This window comes from Mesorhizobium sp. LNHC232B00, assembly GCF_000502435.1.
In the GTDB taxonomy this organism is placed as follows: Bacteria; Pseudomonadota; Alphaproteobacteria; order Rhizobiales; family Rhizobiaceae; genus Mesorhizobium; species Mesorhizobium opportunistum.
In genome coordinates this window covers 50,894-64,395 of the sequence record NZ_AYWP01000016.1, presented here as the reverse complement: position 1 = coordinate 64,395, position 13,502 = coordinate 50,894, and the positions used below count along the sequence as shown (strand labels likewise).

The window sequence follows — 13,502 nt, the reverse complement described above, 5'->3', positions numbered from 1 at the left end:
AGATGAGCCCCGAACACAGGCCAAGCCGCGCGACCGAAGCCTTCTTCGGCCGTCGGCGCGGCAAGCCGGTCCGCCCGCAGCAGGCGGCGGCGCTGGAAAGCGGTCTCGGCACCTACCGGCTCGATCTGACGGCTGAAGCGCCGTCGGATCTGCGCACCTTGTTTGAGGCCGATGTCTCGGCCGTCCGCCTTGAGATCGGCTTTGGCGGCGGCGAACATCTTCTGCACCGCGCCATCGAGGCGCCGACAACCGGATTTGTCGGCGTCGAGCCCTTCGTCAACGGCATGGCCAAGATGATGATGGCGGTTAGGCAGCGGCCGCTGGCCAATCTGCGCGTCTTCGATGACGATGCCACCCGGCTGCTCGATTGGCTGCCGCCGGCCTCGCTCGACGGCATCGATCTTCTCTATCCGGATCCCTGGCCGAAGAAGAAGCATTGGAAGCGGCGCTTCGTCAGTGCGGTCAATCTCGACCGCTTCGCGCGCGTCCTGAAGCCGGGCTCAAAGTTCCGTTTCGCGTCCGACATCGACACTTATGTGAATTGGACGTTGCTGCATTGCCGGGCGCATGGCGCCTTCGTATGGCAGGCGGCGGATGCCGGCGACTGGAACAGCCCCTATGAGGGCTGGCCGGGTACGCGTTACGAGGCGAAGGCCATTCGCGAGGGCCGGCGGCCGGCCTATCTGACCTTTGTCAGGAAATAGGTGCCGTCACGGCGCCTCCCGCCGGATTTTCAGAAACGGCCGATCCTGTTGAAGATAGCCGGATCCATGTCCAGCTTGCGCTGGTCGTCGGCACGCGGCTTGCGGCCGGCTTCCACGGCGCGCGAGGCGGCGACCGCGCCGCCGAATGCGGTGAAGAGGTCGCCCAAGGCGGAAAATAGTCTGCGGTTGCCCATGATCTTGTCCTTTCGCGCGCCACAGCGCCGCGTCTGTTCGTGTCGTGGCTAACAAATAAGGGCGCCCTCCCGCCTCTCACAGGGGGATTGTCGCATGGGCGCCATGCGCCTGGAGCAATGCTGATGCCGTCAGGGCTTTTGCCGACCTTGCACGGCGGGCTGTCACGGCGGGCTTGAAACACAGGCGGTGTTCGTTTATATCAGCCTCAAATTCTTGGTCGGTATGACGAAGAGTGGGTCCACCCGGTCCCGCTCTTTTTTATTACCTGCCGGGTGCATCGGCCGAAAAGTGCGAAGCGGTTTTCGGATGGTTCCGATGCGCAAACTAAAGAACATTGCGAAACGAACGACAGGCAATTGATGACTTCAATGACAAGCGAAGGTGACGACCGCATCATCCGCGAGAGCGGTATCGATGCGCGCATCGCGCTGATCATCCAGCCGGTGCTGCGCGGCATCGGCTTTCGCCTCGTGCGCGTGCATCTATCCGGCCAGAACGGCTTGACGCTGCAGATCATGGCCGAGCGCGAGGACGGCACCATGACCGTCGAGGATTGCGAAGAGGTCAGCCGCGCGGTGTCGCCGGCGCTCGACGTCGACGATCCGATCGAGAAGGCGTATCATCTCGAAGTGTCTTCGCCCGGCATCGATCGGCCGCTGGTGCGCAAATCGGATTTCGTGACCTGGACCGGCCATCTGGTGAAGATGGAAACATCGGTCATCGTCGCCGATCGCAAGCGTTTCAAGGGCAAGATCGCCGAGGCTGGTGAGAACGATGTGCTCATCGAGCGCGACAAGGCGGCCTATGGCGAGGAGCCGACGGTGCGCGTGCCCTACGACGCCATTTCCGAGACCCGGTTGATCCTGACCGACGACCTCATTCGCGATGCGTTGTCGAAGGACAACAGGGCGCGCAAGGAAGCCAAGAAACGCCGCGGCGAGCCGGACGACGTGCCCGAGGGTACGGAAGCGGACGCCACGGAAGAACACGAACAGGAAAGTTGATTGAGCTGCCGGGCGTAAAAGCCCGGCTGACAGGCTCGGGAGAAAAAACATGGTTGTAAGCGCCAACAGACTTGAACTGCTGCAGATTGCCGACGCGGTCGCACGTGAAAAGTCGATCGACAAGTCGATCGTCATCGCCGCCATGGCCGATGCGATCCAGAAGGCGGCGCGCTCGCGTTACGGCCAGGAGACCAACATCCGCGCCGACATCAATCCCAACACCGGTGAGATGAAGCTGCAGCGGCTGATGGAAGTGGTCGAGAAAGTCGATGACTACGCGACCCAGATCGCCATTTCCTCGGCGCGCGAGCGCAATCCCGACGCCCAGCTTGGCGACTTCATCGCCGAACAGCTGCCGCCGATGGATTTCGGCCGCATCGCCGCCCAGTCGGCCAAGCAGGTCATCGTGCAGAAGGTGCGCGAGGCCGAGCGCGACCGCCAGTATGACGAGTACAAGGACCGCATCGGCGAGATCGTCAACGGCACCGTCAAGCGCGTCGAGTATGGCAACGTCATCGTCGATCTCGGCCGTGGCGAGGCGATCATCCGCCGCGACGAGCTGATCCCGCGCGAAAACTACAAATATGGCGACCGCGTCCGCGCCTATGTCTACGACGTGCGCCGCGAGCAGCGCGGCCCGCAGATCTTCCTGTCGCGCACCCATCCGCAGTTCATGGCCAAGCTCTTCACCATGGAAGTGCCGGAAATTTACGACGGCATCATCGAGATCAAGTCGGTCGCCCGCGACCCGGGCTCGCGCGCCAAGATCGCCGTCATCTCGCGTGACAGCTCGATCGATCCGGTCGGCGCCTGCGTCGGTATGCGCGGCAGCCGCGTCCAGGCCGTCGTCGGCGAACTGCAGGGCGAGAAGATCGACATCATTCCGTGGTCGCCTTCGGCGGCCTCCTTCATCGTCAATGCGCTGCAGCCGGCGGAAGTCGCCAAGGTCGTGCTCGACGAGGACGCGGAGCGCATCGAAGTGGTGGTTCCCGACGATCAGCTGTCGCTGGCCATCGGCCGCCGCGGCCAGAACGTGCGTCTCGCCTCGCAGCTCACCGGCTGGGACATCGACATCCTGACCGAGGCAGAGGAGTCCGAACGCCGCCAGAAGGAATTCGTCGAGCGCTCGGCGCTGTTCATGGAAGCCCTCGACGTCGACGAGATGGTCGGCCAGGTGCTGGCCTCGGAAGGCTTCACCAGCGTCGAGGAAGTCGCCTATGTCGATGCCGGCGAAATCGCCTCGATCGACGGCTTCGATGAGGACACCGCGTCGGAAATCCAGACCCGCGCCCGCGAATATCTCGAGAAGATCGAAGCCGAGCATGACGACAAGCGCAAGGCGCTGGGCGTCTCGGACGAACTGCGCGAAATTCCCGGCATCACCACCGCCATGATGGTGACGCTCGGCGAGGACGGCGTGAAGACGATCGAGGATTTCGCCGGCTATGCCGCCGACGACCTGACCGGCTGGAAGGAACGCAAGGACGGCGAGACCAAGGTGTATCCCGGCGTTCTGGCCAATCATGGCGTTTCGCGTGCCGATGCCGAGCAGATGGTGCTGAATGCCCGTCTCAAGGCCGGCTGGATCACCGAAGACGAGCTTGCAGCCGAGGAAGCACCGGCTGACGAAGCCGTTGGTGCGTGAGGTGAAACCGCATCGCACACAACCCGCCCTTGGACGAGATGAACGATCGCACCTGCATCGTCACCCGCAAGCAGGCCGAACCGGATGAATTGATCCGGTTCGTCGTCGGCCCGGATTCGGCCGTCGTTCCGGATCTCAAGAGAAATCTGCCCGGCCGCGGTTGCTGGGTGAGTGCCGACCGCCTACATATCGAGAAGGCGGCGGCGAAGAACCTCTTTGCCCGCGCCTTCAAGGCACAGGTGGTCGTGCCGCCCGATCTGGGCGGCATGGTCGATGGGCTGCTTTCCAGATCCGCTCTGGGTATTCTGGGCCTCGCCCGCAAGGCAGGCGCGATTTCTCTTGGTGCCACCAAGGTCGAGAGCGCAGTGCGCGGTGGACTGGCACTTTTCGTGCTCCACGCGACCGAGGCGTCCGACGACGGCGTACGCAAGATCAGCCAGGCGCGGCGGGCGACCGTCCATATCGGCGGCCCCTCCATCCTTGCCTACAAACTTTTCTCCGAGGCCGAGTTGAGCTTGGCATTGGGGGGTACAAATGTGATACATGCTGCCGTCCTCGCGGGAGACGCGGGTAAGGCGGTCCAGAAGCGCATGGTTGCGCTTGACCGATATCGGGGCGGTACCCCGGACGATCTGGCAATGCTTGCGGCCGTTGCTGACGAAGATGATGCTGCAGAGGATATGGAATGAGCGATACGAAATCGGGCGACGACAAGACGTTGAGCGTTACGCCGAAGAAGACCTTGACGTTGAAGCGCCCCGGCATGGAACAGGGCACCGTGCGCCAGAACTTCTCGCATGGCCGTACCAAGTCGGTCGTGGTCGAGACCAAGAAGCGCAAGTTCTCGCTGCCCGGCGACAAGCCGGAGCCGGTTGCCGCTGCCCCTGCGCCCGTCTTCACGCCGAAGCCCGCGGCGGTCGTGGCCGCGCCACCCGTGGTGCAGGAAGCGCCCAAGGCGCCTCCGCCTCCGCCGCCTCCGGTCGAGCGCAGCGGCATGGTGCTGAACGAACTGTCGCGCTCCGAAATGGAAGCGCGCCGCAGGGCGCTCGAAGGCTCCAAGGTCCGCGAGGTCGAGGACCGTCAGCGCGCCGCCGAGGAAGCCAAGCGCCGCGCCGAGGACGAAGAGCGCCGCAAGCGTGAGCGCGAGGAATCCGCGCGCCGTCAGGCCGAGGAAGAGGCACGCCTGCAGACGGAAGCCGAATCCCGCCGTCGTGCCGAGGAAGAGGCGCGCCGCCGCGCGCCGCTGGCAGCCGAGTTGGCAACCGCCGACGAGGAGGAAGAGGTCAAGCCGAAGCGGACAGGTGCCGGTGCGCCGGTGCGCCGCCCGGTCACGCCCGAAGTGGCGCGTCCGGCCAAGCCGACCAAAGGCGAGGAAGACCGCCGCCGTGGCAAGCTGACGCTGAACTCCGCGCTTTCCGACGAGGATGCGCGGGCCCGTTCGCTGTCGTCGATGCGCCGCCGCCAGGAAAAGTTCAAGCGCGCGATGCACAATGAGCCGCGCGAGAAAGTCATGCGCGAAGTGATCCTGCCCGAGACCATCACCATCCAGGAACTGGCGCAGCGCATGTCCGAACGTGCGGTCGATGTGGTCAAGTTCTTCATGAAGCAGGGCCAGATCCTGAAGCCGGGCGACGTCATCGACGCCGACACGGCCGAACTGGTCGCCACCGAATTCGGCCACACGGTCCGCCGCGTCGCCGAGTCCGACATCGAGGAAGGCCTGTTCAACATCGCCGATAATGCGGAGGACCTGGTGTCGCGTCCGCCGGTCGTGACCATCATGGGCCACGTCGACCACGGCAAGACCTCGCTGCTCGATGCCATCCGCAATGCCAATGTCGTCTCCGGCGAGGCCGGCGGCATCACCCAGCATATCGGCGCCTATCAGGTCGAGAAGAATGGTCAGAAGATCACCTTCATCGACACGCCCGGCCACGCCGCCTTCACGGCGATGCGCGCCCGCGGCGCCCAGGCCACCGACATCGCCATCCTTGTGGTGGCGGCCGACGACAGCGTGATGCCGCAGACGATCGAATCGATCAGCCATGCCAAAGCGGCCGGCGTTCCGATCATCGTGGCGATCAACAAGATCGACAAGCATGACGCCGATCCGCAGAAGGTTCGCTCCGAACTGCTGCGCCATGAGGTCTTCGTCGAATCCATGGGCGGTGAAGTGCTGGACGTCGAAGTGTCGGCGACCAAGGGCACCAATCTCGACAAGCTGCTCGAGGCGATCCTGCTGCAGGCCGAAATCCTCGACCTGAAGGCCAATCCGGACCGCACCGCCGAGGGCGTCGTCATCGAGGCGCAGCTCGACAAGGGCCGTGGTCCCGTCGCCACCGTGCTGGTGCAGACCGGCACCTTGATGCCGGGCGACATCCTCGTCGCCGGCAACGAATGGGGCCGGGTGCGCGCGCTGGTCAACGATCGCGGCGAGCAGATCAAGGAAGCGCCGCCGGCAATGCCGGTCGAGGTACTCGGCCTTCAGGGCACGCCGCAGGCCGGTGACCGCTTCGCCGTGGTCAACAACGAGGCCCGCGCCCGCGAGATCACCGAGTATCGCCAGCGTCTGGCCCGCGAGAAGGCGGTCGCCAGGCATGCCGGCCAGCGCGGCTCGCTCGAACAGATGATGTCGCAGTTGCAGACAAGCGGGCTGAAGGAATTCCCGCTGGTCATCAAGGGCGACGTGCAGGGTTCGATTGAGGCGATCAACGCTGCATTGGACAAGCTCGGCACCGACGAGGTGCGTGCGCGCATCGTCCACGCCGGCGCCGGCGCCATCACCGAAAGCGATGTCTCGCTGGCGGAAACTTCGGGTGCAGCGATCATCGGCTTCAACGTCCGCGCCAACGTGCAGGCACGTGCCGCCGCCGCGGCTGCTGGCATCGAGATCCGCTACTACTCGATCATCTACAACCTCGTGGATGACGTGAAGGCGGCTCTGTCGGGCCTGCTGTCGCCGGAGCGCCGCGAAACCTTCATCGGCAATGCCGAGATCCTCGAGATCTTCGACATCACCAAGGTCGGCAAGATCGCCGGCTGCCGTGTCACCGAAGGCAAGGTCGAGCGCGGGGCGGGCGTGCGCCTGATCCGCGACAACGTCGTCATCCACGAAGGCACGCTGAAGACCCTCAAGCGCTTCAAGGACGAGGTTTCGGAAGTGCCAGGCGGCCAGGAGTGCGGCATGGCCTTCCAGAACTACGAGGACATGCGGGTCGGCGACGTCATCGAGTGCTTCCGCGTCGAGATGGTGACCCGGACGCTCTGAGTTCGAGTGGCTTGTTAATATCGGGCGGTGGTCGAAAGGCCGCCGCCCTCAAGCCTGTTGAGATTGCCTGTTGAGAATGACTGTTTGAGACATGAGGCACGGTCCTATCCCGAGCCTCACGCTTTCAGGATTGAGAAAAATGCCCCGTTCCACCACATCCGGCCCATCCCAGCGCATGCTGCGCGTCGGCGAACAGGTGCGCCATGCGCTCTCCGAAACCTTGCAGCGCGGCGACATTATCGACCCGCTGATCGAGAATTCGGTCGTTTCGGTCTCCGAAGTGCGTATGTCGCCCGATCTCAAGATCGCCACTGCCTTTGTTTCTCCGCTCGGCGCCAAGGATGCCGAGGCCGTGATCGAGGCGCTCAACAAGCATGCGAAATTTGTGCGCGGCCGTGTCTCCGGCGCGCTTCGGCAAATGAAGTACATGCCGGAGTTCCGCTTCAGGCTGGACACCTCCTTTGACAATTTCGCCAGGATCAACGACCTGCTGAAATCGCCCGAAGTGGCGCGTGATCTCGACGCGGACGACGACAAGGCCCAAGAAGACAGGGCCAAAGACGACAGGAACAAAGAGGACGGGGACAGCGAATAATGGCGCGCCGAGGCAAGAAGAAGGGCCGGCCGGTCTCCGGCTGGGTGGTGCTGGACAAGCCTGTCGGCATGGGCTCGACCGAGGCCGTTTCCAAGATCAAATGGCTGTTCCAGGCCGAAAAGGCCGGCCATGCCGGCACGCTGGATCCGCTGGCGTCCGGCATGCTGCCGATCGCGCTCGGCGAAGCCACCAAGACCGTGCCCTATGTTCAGGACGGCGCCAAGGTCTATCGCTTCACCGTGGCCTGGGGGCAGGAGCGCTCGACCGACGACCTCGAAGGGCCGGTGACGAAAGAGGCTGACCAGCGGCCGTCGGAAGCCGAGGTCAGGGCGCTGCTTCCCAAATACACCGGCGTCATCATGCAGACGCCGCCGCAATTCTCGGCCATCAAGATTGCGGGCGAACGCGCCTACGACCTTGCCCGCGAGGGCGAGACGGTCGACATTCCGGCCCGCGAGATCGAGATCGGCCGTCTCGACATCGTAGAGCACGGTGCCGATCAGACCGTTTTCGAAGTCGAATGCGGCAAGGGCACCTATGTGCGCTCGCTGGCCCGCGACATGGGCCGCGATCTCGGCTGCTTCGGTCATATCCGCGAACTGCGCCGGGTCGAGGTCGAGCCGTTCACGCCGGAGGATTTCGTCACCGTCGCGGAACTCGAGGCGGCCCGTTTCGGCGCGCCGGGCGAAGACGTCGAGGGGGAAGGCAAGTCGGAAACGGCGGATGCCGTCGACGTTGTGGAAGCGCCGAACGATTTCGGGGCGATCGATGCGCTTCTGGTCGATACGTCCGCCGCGCTCGACTGTCTGCCGCAGATCGCCATCAGCGACGACGCGGCGACCAAGATCCGCCTCGGCAATCCGGTCATCATCCGTGGCCGCGACGCGCCTGTCGAAGCCGAGGAAGCTTGCGCCACGGCACGTGGCAAGCTGGTCGCCATCGGCGCCATCGAGCAAGGCATGTTCAAGCCCAAGCGGGTCTTTGCCGGGTGACGGCTGTCGTCTAATCTCGGTTTCATTCTACGCTCGAGGGGCACATGGCAAAGGCCGAGGCGGTGAAAAAGCGGGCGCCGGTGAAGACGCGGCGGCCACCGGTCGGGGCCTCGCCAGGCACGCTGATCGCCGATCCGGCGGCGCGCCGTTCGGAACTGCGGCTGACGATGATCTCGCCGCAAAAGTACAAGACCATCGAAAACGCCAGCGTCGACGATATTGAGGCCAATTGCCGCAAATGGCCTGTCATCTGGCTCGACTGCACCGGTCTCGCCAACATCCAGCTGATCGAGGAGATCGGCCGCATCTTCAGTCTGCATCCGCTTGCGCTGGAGGACGTCGTCAACTCCGGCCAGCGGCCAAAGGTCGACTTCTTCGAAGATCATGCCTTCGTCGTCGTCCGCATGATCGACGATGTCACTTCGCATCGCTATGAACAGATTGGCCTCTTCGTCGGCGAGAACTTCGTCGTCACCTTCCAGGAGCGCGAGGGCGATCCGTTCGATCCCGTGCGCAAGCGCATCGAGAGTTCGGCGCCCAACCGGTTGCGGGCGCGCGGCGCCGATTATCTCGCCTATGCGCTGATCGACGCCATCGTCGACAGCTATTTCCCGCCGATCGAGGCGGCCGGCGATCTGGTCGACAGCATCGAGGACGAGATGCTGCACACACCGCACAAGCATCAGATGCGGCAGCTGCACGAATTGCGGCGCGACGCCAATGTCCTCAAAGGCGTGCTGTGGCCGATGCGCGATGCGCTGGCAACGCTGATCCGCAACGACGTGCCTTATGTGAAGGCTGAAACCAAGGTTTTCCTCAACGATACGCTTGACCATTCGCTCAGGCTGATCGAGCTGGTCGAGACCCAGCGCGACATGCTGACCGGGCTGATCGAGATGCATCTGTCGCTGAGCCAGGCCCGCACCAACGACGTCATCAGCTATCTCACCATCGTCTCGGTCATTTTCATGCCGCTCACCTTCCTGGTCGGCGTCTGGGGCATGAATTTCGATCCTGAATCCTCGCCATGGAACATGCCGGAGCTGAAGTCCTACTACGGCTATCCCGTATCGCTCCTGTTCATGGCAGTTGTGGCGGTCGGGCTGATTGCCTTCTTCAAGTGGAAGAAATGGCTTTAGCAGCGACAAAACTTGCCATTTGGGCTGGAAAAGCCGGCTTGTGAATTGGGCTGGTGTTTTCCGGGGAATTGCACTATATGCGCCGCAGCATAGCGCCACGAGGCTTTGCTTGCACCGGCCCCTGCTGGACGACATCCCGGCTGAGGGCGACCCGTTTCCTCGAACAGATAAGGAAAAACACGATGTCGATTACTGCCGAGCGCAAACAGGAATTGATGGGTGAATTCGCAACCGCCAAGGGCGATACCGGTTCTCCGGAAGTCCAGGTGGCCATCCTTTCCGAGCGCATCAAGAACCTGACCGATCACTTCAAGGACCACAAGAAGGATAACCATTCCCGCCGTGGTCTGCTCGCCCTCGTCTCCCAGCGCCGCAGCCTGCTTGATTATCTCAAGCGCAAGGACGACGCGCGCTACCAGACGTTGATCGAGAAGCTCGGTCTGCGCCGTTGACGAATTGACTGGCGGGCTTTCCTCGGAAAGCCCGCCAGTCGCGCATTCTGCCAGTCTTATAGATTGGCCAGACCCGGTTTCGAGCGCGCAGAGGGCCACTCGAAACCGCCCATGGACGGTCATGGGGCAGGATTGCAGGACGCTCGCGCGCTCACCGCGCTGACACCACCCGAGCTTCCCGTTGTCTTGCCCGTGGCTGCCCGAGAAAGGAAGCCAGGGAAAGGGCATCCGCGCACCGTGAAACGGCGCGCCCCTTTCCGCTTATTAAGGACAAGATATGTTCAACCACCACAAAGTGGAAATCGAATGGGGCGGCCGTCCGCTCATCCTCGAAACCGGCAAGATCGCGCGCCAGGCCGATGGCGCAGTGCTCGCCACATACGGCGAGACCAAGGTGCTGGCCACCGTCGTTTCGATGAAGGAGCCGAAGCCCGGCCTCGACTTCTTCCCGCTGACCGTCAACTACCAGGAAAAGACCTATGCCGCCGGCAAGATTCCGGGCGGCTATTTCAAGCGTGAGGGCCGTCCGAGCGAGAAGGAAACGCTGGTTTCCCGCCTCATCGACCGCCCGATCCGCCCGCTCTTCGCCGACGGTTACAAGAACGACACGCAGATCGTCGTCACCGTGGTCCAGCATGACCTCGAGAACGATCCGGACATCCTGTCCATCGTCGCCACCTCGGCCGCGCTGACCCTGTCGGGCGTTCCCTTCATGGGACCGGTTGGCGGTGCCCGCGTTGGTTACATCAACGGCGAATACGTTCTCAACCCGCACATCGACGAGATGCAGGAATCCAAGCTCGACCTCGTCGTCGCCGGCACTGCCGACGCCGTGCTGATGGTTGAGTCCGAAGCCAAGGAACTTGGCGAAGAGCTGATGCTCGGCGCCGTCATGTTCGGTCACAGGGGCTTCCAGCCGGTCATCGACGCCATCATCAAGCTGGCCGAGGTCGCCGCCAAGGAGCCGCGCGATTTCACGGCGCCGGACTATTCCGTGCTCGAAGCCGAGATGCTGAAGATCGTTGGTGACGAGCTCAGCAACGCCTACAAGAACGTCGACAAGCAGAAGCGCTACGCCGCCGTCGACGCCGTCAAGGCAAAGGTCAAGGCAGCCTTCGCCCCGGCCGAAGGCGAAGAGGCCAAGTACACGTCCGAGCAGATCGGTTCGGTGTTCAAGGAACTGCAGGCCAAGGTCGTGCGCTGGAACATCCTCGACACCGGCTCGCGCATCGACGGCCGCGACTTGAAGACGGTTCGCAAGATCGTTTCCGAAGTCGGCGTGCTGCCGCGCACCCACGGTTCGGCGCTGTTCACCCGCGGTGAGACCCAGGCGCTGGTCGTCGCCACGCTCGGCACCGGCGAGGACGAGCAGTATGTCGATTCGCTGACCGGCATGTACAAGGAGAAGTTCCTCCTTCACTACAACTTCCCTCCCTATTCCGTCGGTGAGACCGGCCGCATGGGTTCGCCGGGCCGCCGCGAAATCGGCCACGGCAAGCTCGCCTGGCGCGCCATCCGCCCGATGCTGCCGAGCGCCGACCAGTTCCCCTACACGCTGCGCGTCGTCTCCGAGATCACCGAGTCCAACGGCTCGTCCTCGATGGCCACCGTCTGCGGCACCTCGCTGGCGCTGATGGATGCCGGCGTTCCGCTGGCCAAGCCCGTCGCCGGTATCGCCATGGGCCTGATCAAGGAAGGCGAGCGCTTCGCCGTTCTGTCCGACATCCTGGGTGACGAAGATCACCTCGGCGATATGGACTTCAAGGTCGCCGGCACCACCAGCGGCATCACCTCGCTGCAGATGGATATCAAGATCGAAGGCATCACCGAGGAGATCATGAAGATCGCGCTGGACCAGGCCAAGGATGGCCGCCAGCACATTCTCGGCGAAATGGCTCATGCCCTGACCGGTGCCCGTCCCGAGCTCGGTGAGTTCGCGCCGCGCATCGAGGTGATGCACATCCCGACCGACAAGATCCGCGACGTCATCGGCTCGGGCGGCAAGGTCATCCGCGAGATCGTCGAGAAGACCGGCGCCAAGATCAACATCGAGGACGACGGCACGGTCAAGATCGCTTCCTCGAACGCCAAGGAGATCGAGGCGGCGAAGAAGTGGATCCACACCATCGTCGCCGACCCGGAAGTCGGCGAAATCTACGAAGGCACGGTCGTCAAGACCGCTGACTTCGGCGCCTTCGTCAATTTCTTCGGTCCCCGCGACGGCCTGGTCCACATCTCGCAGCTCGCCAACGAGCGCGTTGCCAAGACCTCCGACGTCGTCAAGGAAGGCGACAAGGTCTGGGTCAAGCTGATGGGCTTCGACGAGCGCGGCAAGGTCCGCCTCTCGATGAAGGTCGTCGACCAGGCCTCGGGCAAGGAAATCGTCCGCGACAAGAAGTCCGAAGGCGAAGAAGACGCCGCCTGAGCGGTCTGACAGGAAAATCGAAGCGGGCGCGGCTTATGTCGCGCCCGCTTTCGTTTATGGAGCAAAGGCATGTCCGCTGAGGCGCTGAAGACGCTGTTCCATCCGTTCGAGGCCGAGGCCATCGCTCTGCCGCGAGAGAATGAGCGCATGCTCTTCCTCGGCGCCGAGCCTGGCCTGCGGCTGCCGCAGGGTTTCGAGACCGCGCTGCATCTCGTGCAGGGCTTCCGCCCGCATTTCCGCGCGTTGCAGGCGGCGAAATTCACGGTTACGCCGCAACCGGAGGGCGACGGTTTCGATGCCGCGCTGGTGCTCGCCGGCCGCCATCGCGGGCAGAACGAGCTGCGCATCGCGGAAGCGCTGGAGCGCGTGGTGCCGGGCGGATTGATCGTCGTTGCCGGCGGCAAGGATGACGGCATCGCCAGCCTGCGCAAGCGCATCGACGAGCTTGTCCCGCTCGACGGCCATATGCCGAAATATCACGGCATCGCCTTCTGGCTGAGCCGTCCTGCCGATCCGGCGGCCGCACAAGAGTTGCGTGCCGCCAATCCCGTCTTGCTGGTTGAAGGCCGATTCCACACCGCGCCCGGCATGTTCTCCTTTGATCGGATCGACGCCGGCTCGAAACTGTTGGTGGATAATTTGCCCGGCGACCTGCGTGGCAACATCGCCGATTTCTGTGCCGGCTGGGGTTATGTGGCGGCGGAAGTCGCTTCACGGTCCCCTGGCATAACGGCGCTTGACCTCTATGAAGCGGATTTCGCGGCGCTGGAGGCGGCCAAGCGCAATCTCGGCGCGGCGGCCCTCGTGCCGGGCTTCTTCTGGCTCGATCTGCTCGCCGAACCTGTCGAGCGGCGCTATGACGCCATCGTCATGAACCCGCCCTTCCATCGCGCCCGTGCGGCTGAGCCGGAAATCGGCGCCGGCATGATCCATGCGGCAGGCAAGGCGTTGAAGCCAGGCGGGCGGCTGTTCATGGTCGCCAATCGCCAGCTGCCTTACGAGCCGGTTCTCAAGGCCGCCTTCTCCAGCCACGCTGAACTTGCCCGCGACGGTATGTTCAAGGTGTTGTCCGCGCGTCGCTGA

General features: G+C 63.6%; 12 protein-coding genes. 11 read left to right on the top strand and 1 reads right to left on the bottom strand.

Features of this window, described 5'->3' with window-relative positions; genetic code table 11:
• The first annotated feature begins 2 nt into the window (after positions 1 to 2).
• Positions 3 to 704 carry a tRNA (guanosine(46)-N(7))-methyltransferase TrmB gene (locus X743_RS149395; protein WP_023766980.1) on the top strand — a complete coding sequence of 234 codons (702 nt, stop codon included), beginning with the start codon at positions 3 to 5 and terminating at the stop codon, positions 702 to 704.
• A 29-nt stretch (positions 705 to 733) separates the two neighbouring features.
• Here the strand turns inward: X743_RS149395 and X743_RS1000000172875 are convergent, their stop codons facing one another.
• Positions 734 to 898, bottom strand: coding sequence for a hypothetical protein (locus X743_RS1000000172875; protein ID WP_023766979.1), 165 nt, complete (start codon positions 896 to 898; stop codon positions 734 to 736).
• 360 nt (positions 899 to 1,258) lie between these two features.
• Here X743_RS1000000172875 and rimP point away from each other — a divergent pair, with 360 nt between their 5' ends.
• The 10 genes from rimP (at position 1,259) to X743_RS149445 (ending at position 13,502) form a co-directional block, all read left to right on the top strand.
• Positions 1,259 to 1,903, top strand: coding sequence for a ribosome maturation factor RimP (rimP, locus tag X743_RS149400; protein ID WP_031257938.1), 645 nt, complete (start codon positions 1,259 to 1,261; stop codon positions 1,901 to 1,903).
• A gap of 49 nt (positions 1,904 to 1,952) precedes the next feature.
• Complete coding sequence (gene nusA / locus X743_RS149405) at positions 1,953 to 3,548, top strand: transcription termination factor NusA (protein ID WP_013891269.1); 1,596 nt, start codon at positions 1,953 to 1,955, stop codon at positions 3,546 to 3,548.
• Between the two features lie 38 nt (positions 3,549 to 3,586).
• On the top strand, positions 3,587 to 4,237 hold the full coding sequence (locus X743_RS149410; protein WP_031257937.1) for an RNA-binding protein: 651 nt from the start codon (positions 3,587 to 3,589) through the stop codon (positions 4,235 to 4,237).
• Complete coding sequence (gene infB / locus X743_RS149415; RefSeq protein ID WP_023766976.1) at positions 4,234 to 6,816, top strand: translation initiation factor IF-2; 2,583 nt, start codon at positions 4,234 to 4,236, stop codon at positions 6,814 to 6,816. Before X743_RS149410 ends, infB begins: the two co-directional genes overlap by 4 nt.
• A gap of 139 nt (positions 6,817 to 6,955) precedes the next feature.
• Positions 6,956 to 7,411 (top strand): 30S ribosome-binding factor RbfA, encoded by a 456-nt coding sequence (rbfA, locus tag X743_RS149420; protein WP_031257936.1) that lies wholly within the window; start codon positions 6,956 to 6,958, stop codon positions 7,409 to 7,411.
• Positions 7,411 to 8,403, top strand: a complete 993-nt coding sequence (gene truB, locus X743_RS149425) for a tRNA pseudouridine(55) synthase TruB (protein WP_023766974.1) — start codon at positions 7,411 to 7,413, stop codon at positions 8,401 to 8,403. The genes rbfA and truB overlap by 1 nt, the downstream gene beginning before the upstream one ends.
• Before the next feature lie 44 nt (positions 8,404 to 8,447).
• Entirely contained in the window at positions 8,448 to 9,542 is a 1,095-nt protein-coding gene (corA, locus tag X743_RS149430) for a magnesium/cobalt transporter CorA (protein WP_023766973.1), read from the top strand.
• Positions 9,543 to 9,619: 77 nt separating this feature from the next.
• Positions 9,620 to 9,994 carry a 30S ribosomal protein S15 gene (rpsO, locus tag X743_RS149435; protein ID WP_280801310.1) on the top strand — a complete coding sequence of 125 codons (375 nt, stop codon included), beginning with the start codon at positions 9,620 to 9,622 and terminating at the stop codon, positions 9,992 to 9,994.
• A gap of 277 nt (positions 9,995 to 10,271) precedes the next feature.
• Positions 10,272 to 12,419: a polyribonucleotide nucleotidyltransferase gene (gene pnp / locus X743_RS149440; protein WP_023766972.1), complete on the top strand. Its 2,148-nt coding sequence runs from the start codon at positions 10,272 to 10,274 to the stop codon at positions 12,417 to 12,419.
• Between the two features lie 69 nt (positions 12,420 to 12,488).
• A complete protein-coding gene (locus tag X743_RS149445) occupies positions 12,489 to 13,502 on the top strand; it encodes a class I SAM-dependent methyltransferase (RefSeq protein WP_023766971.1) in 1,014 nt (337 codons plus the stop codon).

Bases quoted from the DNA above. Each gene is read 5' to 3' on its own strand.
- X743_RS149395 (WP_023766980.1), top strand. From the start codon at position 3: ATGAGCCCCGAACACAGGCCAAGCCGCGCGACCGAAGCCTTCTTCGGC.
- X743_RS1000000172875 (WP_023766979.1), bottom strand. From the start codon at position 898: ATGGGCAACCGCAGACTATTTTCCGCCTTGGGCGACCTCTTCACCGCA.
- rimP (WP_031257938.1), top strand. From the start codon at position 1,259: ATGACTTCAATGACAAGCGAAGGTGACGACCGCATCATCCGCGAGAGC.
- nusA (WP_013891269.1), top strand. From the start codon at position 1,953: ATGGTTGTAAGCGCCAACAGACTTGAACTGCTGCAGATTGCCGACGCG.
- X743_RS149410 (WP_031257937.1), top strand. From the start codon at position 3,587: ATGAACGATCGCACCTGCATCGTCACCCGCAAGCAGGCCGAACCGGAT.
- infB (WP_023766976.1), top strand. From the start codon at position 4,234: ATGAGCGATACGAAATCGGGCGACGACAAGACGTTGAGCGTTACGCCG.
- rbfA (WP_031257936.1), top strand. From the start codon at position 6,956: ATGCCCCGTTCCACCACATCCGGCCCATCCCAGCGCATGCTGCGCGTC.
- truB (WP_023766974.1), top strand. From the start codon at position 7,411: ATGGCGCGCCGAGGCAAGAAGAAGGGCCGGCCGGTCTCCGGCTGGGTG.
- corA (WP_023766973.1), top strand. From the start codon at position 8,448: ATGGCAAAGGCCGAGGCGGTGAAAAAGCGGGCGCCGGTGAAGACGCGG.
- rpsO (WP_280801310.1), top strand. From the start codon at position 9,620: ATGCGCCGCAGCATAGCGCCACGAGGCTTTGCTTGCACCGGCCCCTGC.
- pnp (WP_023766972.1), top strand. From the start codon at position 10,272: ATGTTCAACCACCACAAAGTGGAAATCGAATGGGGCGGCCGTCCGCTC.
- X743_RS149445 (WP_023766971.1), top strand. From the start codon at position 12,489: ATGTCCGCTGAGGCGCTGAAGACGCTGTTCCATCCGTTCGAGGCCGAG.